Source organism: Nonomuraea basaltis (assembly GCF_005893125.1).
In the GTDB taxonomy this organism is placed as follows: Bacteria; Actinomycetota; Actinomycetes; order Streptosporangiales; family Streptosporangiaceae; genus Nonomuraea; species Nonomuraea basaltis.
Map to the genome: position 1 here is coordinate 1 of NZ_VCJS01000403.1, position 6,280 is coordinate 6,280.

At 68.6% G+C, this 6,280-nt stretch carries 8 protein-coding genes; all 8 read right to left on the minus strand.

Translation table 11 applies throughout. From position 1 onward, the window contains the following. Positions 1-38: 38 nt before the first annotated feature. Positions 39-710 (minus strand): hypothetical protein, encoded by a 672-nt coding sequence (locus EJK15_RS66755; RefSeq protein ID WP_138720508.1) that lies wholly within the window; start codon positions 708-710, stop codon positions 39-41. A 54-nt stretch (positions 711-764) separates the two neighbouring features. Further along, positions 765-1,682: a collagen-like domain-containing protein gene (locus EJK15_RS72310; protein ID WP_171075388.1), complete on the minus strand. Its 918-nt coding sequence runs from the start codon at positions 1,680-1,682 to the stop codon at positions 765-767. 570 nt (positions 1,683-2,252) lie between these two features. Beyond that, positions 2,253-3,191: a helix-turn-helix domain-containing protein gene (locus tag EJK15_RS66765; protein WP_138720509.1), complete on the minus strand. Its 939-nt coding sequence runs from the start codon at positions 3,189-3,191 to the stop codon at positions 2,253-2,255. A gap of 98 nt (positions 3,192-3,289) precedes the next feature. After that, positions 3,290-3,805 carry a J domain-containing protein gene (locus EJK15_RS77000; protein WP_276615612.1) on the minus strand — a complete coding sequence of 172 codons (516 nt, stop codon included), beginning with the start codon at positions 3,803-3,805 and terminating at the stop codon, positions 3,290-3,292. Positions 3,806-3,838: 33 nt separating this feature from the next. Continuing rightward, positions 3,839-4,981, minus strand: a complete 1,143-nt coding sequence (locus EJK15_RS73955) for a hypothetical protein (protein WP_206062254.1) — start codon at positions 4,979-4,981, stop codon at positions 3,839-3,841. Continuing rightward, positions 4,978-5,523 (minus strand): hypothetical protein, encoded by a 546-nt coding sequence (locus tag EJK15_RS66780; RefSeq protein WP_138720510.1) that lies wholly within the window; start codon positions 5,521-5,523, stop codon positions 4,978-4,980. Before EJK15_RS66780 ends, EJK15_RS73955 begins: the two co-directional genes overlap by 4 nt. Continuing rightward, positions 5,523-5,894, minus strand: coding sequence for a hypothetical protein (locus tag EJK15_RS66785; protein ID WP_138720511.1), 372 nt, complete (start codon positions 5,892-5,894; stop codon positions 5,523-5,525). Before EJK15_RS66785 ends, EJK15_RS66780 begins: the two co-directional genes overlap by 1 nt. Then, positions 5,884-6,144 (minus strand): hypothetical protein, encoded by a 261-nt coding sequence (locus EJK15_RS66790; protein WP_138720512.1) that lies wholly within the window; start codon positions 6,142-6,144, stop codon positions 5,884-5,886. The genes EJK15_RS66785 and EJK15_RS66790 overlap by 11 nt, the downstream gene beginning before the upstream one ends. Between the last annotated feature and the right edge of the window lie 136 nt (positions 6,145-6,280).

Here is a 6,280-nt window from a genome sequence, read left to right on the forward strand (position 1 = left end):
GGGCGGCCCGTGGTGGCGTCACGGGCCGCCCGGTGCTGCTAGGCGTCTGCCTTGGCCTGGTCGTCGGCGTTCGCCTCGTCGGCGGCGGCGTCCGTCTTGGCGTCGGCCTCCTTGGCGAGAGTTGCGATGATCTCGGACACGTTCGCCCAGGTCAGGTCACGGTCCGCCATGACCTCGTCGTACGTGTCGGCCGTGTGCGGGGCCTTGAACTTCTCGGCGAACTTCCACACCAGGCGGACGGCGGCGACGTCGGCGGCGCGCTTGGCTGCTGCCTTGCGGCGGGCCTCGATCTCCTTGCGGTACTCGGCCATGCTCGGCAGCTCAGCCAGAAGCTTCTGAACCTGGCTCGCGGACGTGCCGGGGACCTTGCCAAGCTCGGTCAGGGTCGCCTTACCGAAACCGACCTGTGCGCCCACGTACATGCCGATCAGGGCGTAAGTGCTGAGCTTGACCGCGTTCTTGCCGGTGCCGCGCGACATGATGCAATCGGTGGGAAGGTCGGCCAGCTCGTCACCGGTGATGATGCGGTCGGCGACGCTGCCCTCGTTCTCGGCGGTGGCCAGCTCGTCAAGGCGGCCGGTAGCGGCCAGGCCCAGCACGACGAAACCGATCGGGCGGGAGACGCCAAGCCGGGTGAACGTCTTGGAGTGGGCGACGGTAACGGCCTCGATCGAGTCGAACAGAGCGGCCGGGTTGACGTTGAGCTGCATTGATCTTGCCTTTCGTGGTGTTGGGTGCCCGGACGGTCCGGGCGGGCGGGTTGGTTAGAGCTGCTGCGTGTCGTCGATAGCGGCATCGCTATCGGCGTTCCTGCTGACAGCAGTCCCGCTATCAGCTTGCGCGCGTCGGCGGCGCTTGACCGCGATGCCGACCGCTACGGCTGCGGCGACTGCTGGGGCCGACCAGGCAAACCACCATGCAAGGGCGGGCGTGTCGGTGGACGTGTAGGCCGCGTTGATCTCGCCGGTTGCCGGACTGTCGGACGGTCCGGGCTTGCCCTGGCCGCCCTTCGGCCCGGGTGATCCGGTCGGCCCAGGCTTGCCGGACGGTCCAGGGCTGCCCTGCGGTCCGGTGCTGCCGTCACGCCCAGCAGGTCCGGCGGCACCAGTCGGCCCAGGCTCGCCGGTACCGGCGGGACCGGTTGGCCCGGGGCTCCCGTCGGTACCGGGCTTGCCGGACGGTCCCGGCTCGCCCTGGTCGCCCTGCGGCCCTGCGGGTCCGGTGTCACCCTTGGGACCGGTCGCGCCATCCTTGCCGGGCTCGCCTGGCTTGCCGGGCTCGCCCTGCGGTCCGGCGTCGCCCTTGTCGCCCTTCGGTCCGGGTACCGGGATGCCGGTAGGCGTGACGGTGGTCACGGGTCCGGGCACGCCCTGGATGCCCTGCGGGCCACGGTCGCCAGGTTCGCCCTTGTCGCCCTTCGGTCCGGCAGGCCCGGTGGGTCCGGGGCTTCCTGCCGGTCCGGGGTCGCCCTGCAGTCCGGGAACGCCCTGCGGTCCGGGCACGCCCTGGGGGCCAGGTGCGCCCTGCGGCCCGGGGGGACCGCTAACGGTCACTGTCGGGGCAGGGTCGGCGGCGACCAGCGTTGCCGTGGTCGCGCCTCCTGCCAGCGTCTGTGCGAGTAGGAGCGCTGCGGCTGCCCCGGAGGTCAGCCACGCGATCCGCTCGCTCGTTCGTATCTGCACATGACAAAAAGTAGCCCGACCTAGACATTTGGGGAACCAGTTTCGGTAACGGTTTTCCGGCAGCTTAATAACGATCAGATCACGAAGAGGGCGGCCAGAGGGAAAATCGAACAGGCGTTTGCCTGATCGTCAGTTCAGCTGATCATCTGCATTGGCGCCATCTCGGCGGTTTTGCCGCCCAGCGACCAGTTGCCCAGCCCTGTCTCTTCATGGTCACTGCCGATCTTGCTAAAACGCTCTGAAATGGACATAGAGCGACTCACGTCTCAAGGGGTACTCCTAGTACCGACCTAGCGGCGTTCGTCCGTCTCCGTGAAGCTCAGCGCTTCCTGTGCGGTGCGTCGTGTCACCGTTGGTGCGTCCGATGCGTCGAGTCGCATCTCCAGGCATGCGAAAACCCATCAGCGACGAGGAGGTGGGCTCGGCTCGTGCTGATGGGTTTCTGGCTCGTTTTGGCTGCTCTGGGAGTACTTTCCGCATGGTTCCGGCGGTCCGCTTGGTGGGCGGGTTCCGTCTTTGTTCTGGTGGCGGGCTTGCGTGGTGTCGCTCGGTCCGCCAACCAGTCACTTCTCACGCGTCGGGCCTGGCCTTGGCGTCGGCTGCACAGCCGATGCAGGGCAGCGACAGCCAGTGGATGGTGCACCGGCCGGCCGGGTGTGTGGGTGTCGCTGGCCGGGCCTGCTCGTGCGCTTGCTCTTGGGCTTTGTCGCGCCAGGCGCGCAGGTCGTCGGCGGGGATGCCTGCGAGGTAGATGTGCAGGGGTTTGCGGATGCGGTTCTCGCGGGCGATGGTCTGGGCGATCCGTTCGGCCTCGTCGATGGGGCAACCGATCCGCTTGGTGATCACTCGTGCGGCGCGGCTGGTGGTGTCCTCCTTGCTGATCTTGTCTTCGTCTTCATCCGGGGGGTCGGCGGCCGCGCTGCGCGCTTCCTCCTCAGCCCCGTACGAAGAAGAGGATTGAGAGTGTGGATTGGAATGAGGATTGGGGGGAAGTCCAGACTTCCCCCTTTTGCCCCCAAACTTCCCCCTTTCCGGTCCAGATTTCCTCCTTTCGCTCTCCGAAAGGGGGAAGTCCAGGCTTCCCCCTTTCGGGTTGTCCACATCGTTGTCCACAGGTGAAAGGGGGAAGTCTGGGCTTCCCCCTTTACGGTCGTCCGGAGCTCCCTCCGACCCCGAAAGGGGGAAGTCGTCGCGCGGTGGTTCGAGCTCCAGGTCAATCGGCTGCGGCGGCTCCCCCGGCAGGTAGCCGGGCATCGGAGGGATGTAGAACACGGTCGCCCTGCGGCGGCCGCCCCCGGTCTCGAGCACGACGAGGAGACCCGCCTCGACCAGGCGTTCCCGCAGCGCCTTCACCGACCGCACGTCGATCCGCGCCCAGTGGGCGATCTCCTCGCGGGTCAGCCAGCCGGTGCGGGTGTGGTCGTTGATCCTGCGAGCGATGGCGATCAACGCGAGCAGATCCCTCGGCGGGGTCTTCTTCGGCGCGTTGATCGCCACGTCGTCGGCCAACTTGTAACCCATCGGGCCCGTTCACGTGCTGGATCGTTCAGTTGGAGCCACCGAGGGAAGAGGCGTCCCGCTACGGTAAGCGGTTCCGCTATCAGCCGTCATCTTGCTCTCGGCGACCGCCCCGACAGGTCGTACTCCTGCCGCCGGCCGGGGTCGGACAGGATGTGGTACGCCTCCCCGATCTCCTGAAACCGTGCTGCCACCTTCGGGTCTGGGTTGACGTCGGGGTGCAGCTGGCGGGCGAGCCGCCGGTATGCCCTTTTGATGTCGTCCTGGCTCGCGACCCGGGTGACGCCGAGCAGGTGGTACAGGGGCCAGGTCAGCAGCGGTGTATGCCTGCGCGGCGGGGTTTGGACGCGTGGTCTGCCGGTGCAGGTGGCGGCGTGTGGCATCATCAGCTTCTCCGGGGGGACGAGCGGCCGGTCCGCCGTGACGCGCCGTGACCGCAGGGTCCCGTGGACGTCTCTCCACACGGCGGTGTTGCCGTCCGGGTGCGGGGCGGGATCCACCGGGAAGTCTGCGAAGGTCTCGGTGCGGGTCCACCGGACGTTCTTCCCACAGGGCAGCTTGTCCTTGCTGCCCCGGCACGGCTTGAGGTCAGCGGCTGAGAACACGCGGCCCCTCCGTGTCCAGATCGGACAGAACGATCACGATGCGCCGTACCGGGCGAACACGGCGTTGATCGCCGTGAGTTCGGCCTGCGCCTGGTCCAGCTTGGCCTGGACCTCGTCCAGTTCGACCCGGACGTCGGCGTGGTCGGCGCGGGACTTCTCCAGCTCGCGCTTGAGCTCGTCCCGCTCGCGAATCGCCTGGTCCCGTTCGGCTTCTGCCTGCTGGATGGCCTGCTCGAACCCGATGAGCGCCCGCAGGGCGGGACCGGCGGTGGCCGGCGGCGCGGTGGCGGCCGGTGCCGGTGCGGCGGGCTTGTCAGCGGGGGCCTTCTTCGCGGCCGCGGCGGCGACGGTCCGGGGATCCGCCTTGGCCGTGGTCTTCGGCGTGGTCTTGGTGACGGTCAGGTCGCCGTTGTTCCACGTCAGGGCGATCCACCAAACGGGCGGGGTGGCGCGCGGCCGGTGGCAGCGGGTGTGCTCGGTGCGGTTCAGGTACTGCCGGACGTCCTTCTCGTGGATGTCGTCCCAGTCGGGGCAGGTGGCCTTGATGATGTCGGCGAGCGCGCCGACCCACTGGACGCCGACGACGCCGCCGTTGGTTAGCGTCTTGTCTCCCTGCTCGCGGGCCGCTTCGCGCAGCAGCCCCCAGAGGGCTTCGGCGTCGGCGGCGATGTCGCGAGGCTTGTTCCTGGTGACATTGGCGGACTCGCCGATCGTCGGCACAGCGGTGTCTCCTTCGGTGGTGGGGGTCTTGGTGAGGTGGCGGATCACTTCGTCCTTGCGGGCCTGCAGCATCTCGGCGTACGGCTGGGCATCGACCGGGCCGGGGGTGTGGAGGTTGCCGCCCGATACGTACGGCCTCAGGCCGTTCGCGAAGGCGGCGGCGAGGAGCGCTTCGACGCTCCACCAGGTGTCACGGGGCATGCTGTCGTCCTTCTGTGTGGCGGGGTCGGTGGCGGCGACCATGGGGGACGGCTTGGTCGGGTGGTCGTGCAGCAGGGAGCGGATCTTGGTGCGGTAGTTGTCGATCCCCCGTCCCATGGCCTGCAGCGGGATCTCGCCGGTGCGGCCGTTGTTGGGGTTGATGATCAGCCACTTGCCGTTGGCGAGCTCCATCTGGAAACCGAGACGTTCGGTCTCGGCCTCGACGAGCTTCTTCACGTCGGACTTGCTGGTCATATGGCGGGTCTCCTCAACAGGGGCAGGCCCAGGTACCCGGCGAACGCGGCGGTACCTGCTGCGCCTCGGCTCTTGGGATGCAGGTGCGCGAGGACTCCGAAGTCACCAGGCCGGCCCGCAGCGAGGCCGAGCATGTAACCGTTGCGGTACGGCCCAGCCGCCCGGGACAGTTCGGGGACGTCCCATGGGGCGGGGTGCGTCTCGACGGTCACGCCGACCGTGTTGTTGGCCCACTCGTACGTCCACCGGTCACCGCCGGGCGGGTCGTCGGTGTCGGGGTTGTAGCCAACGATCACGTGCAGGCGCCCGCCGGCTCGGGCCCGCGCGTCCTCCAGGTCCTCGCGGACCCGGTGACGGGCGGCGCCCCGCCACCCTGTGTAGACCAGGGTGAGGGGGCACGGCCGGGACAGGGCTTCGAGTTCGGCCCGGAAGGCTTGCCGGATGTGGTCGGCGGCTTCTGGTGGGACTCGCTGGTCCTGGAGGATGTGGGCGAGCAGGATGCGCAGGTGCGTCCGCTCCCCTACGGTCAGGTGCTCGAGCATCAGCCGCCACCGCCGCGGCGCACCCTGCGCCGCTCCCGACGCGACATGTACAGCTGGATGCCGTAGGCGCCGCCGCGGCGGTGTGCGATCCACTCCGCTTCGGCGTAGCCGCCGGGTTCGATGCCGACCGTGCGCACCGTGTCCACCAGCTCCGTCATCGACATGGGGAACAGGTGGTTGTCCTCGTCGAGCCACACGACGTATCCGGCGGCGCGGCCGCGGGCGAACTGGCCGAGTTGCAGTCGTGCGGTGAACGGCTCAGGAGCGCGCCACACCACCTCCCCCTCAGGCGTCCACGCCTGGCGCAGGAGGTTGCCGAACTCGTCGAACGGCACCAGGCCGGTCTCGTCGTCGTCCAGGTCAGCGGCCATCGTCGTCTCCCTTGCTGAGCTGGGCGAGGGCGTGGCAGGCGATGTCCGCCCCGCGCAGCCCGTTCGGTTGCACAGGCGCAGGCGCGGGTTGCGCCGCTGGCGGGGCGGTCCACCCGCGGGCGCGAAGCCAGGTGATGAACTCGAACGCGAAGTCCGTGGTGCTGGCCCGGTCCTCGGGTTCGGCGTGGTCGCGGTCGTAGACGCGGTGGGCGAGTTCCTTAATGGCGGTCTCGATATCGAGGGTCGTCAAGATGCGTTCCTAATCAGTGTTAGCGAGTTGCCTTGCGGCAGACTCGGTGGTTGGTAGCCGTCCGGCGGGTGAGCACTTGGTGTTCCTGGACTTCGAGTCCTGATGAAAGACAGTGCCCCTGCTGGTTGGCCGGGAG

What these genes read in the sequence shown, in the direction of transcription:
- EJK15_RS66755 (WP_138720508.1), bottom strand. Translation starts at nt 710, where the DNA reads ATGCAGCTCAACGTCAACCCGGCCGCTCTGTTCGACTCGATCGAGGCC.
- EJK15_RS73955 (WP_206062254.1), bottom strand. Translation starts at nt 4,981, where the DNA reads ATGACCAGCAAGTCCGACGTGAAGAAGCTCGTCGAGGCCGAGACCGAA.
- EJK15_RS66780 (WP_138720510.1), bottom strand. Translation starts at nt 5,523, where the DNA reads ATGCTCGAGCACCTGACCGTAGGGGAGCGGACGCACCTGCGCATCCTG.
- EJK15_RS66785 (WP_138720511.1), bottom strand. Translation starts at nt 5,894, where the DNA reads ATGGCCGCTGACCTGGACGACGACGAGACCGGCCTGGTGCCGTTCGAC.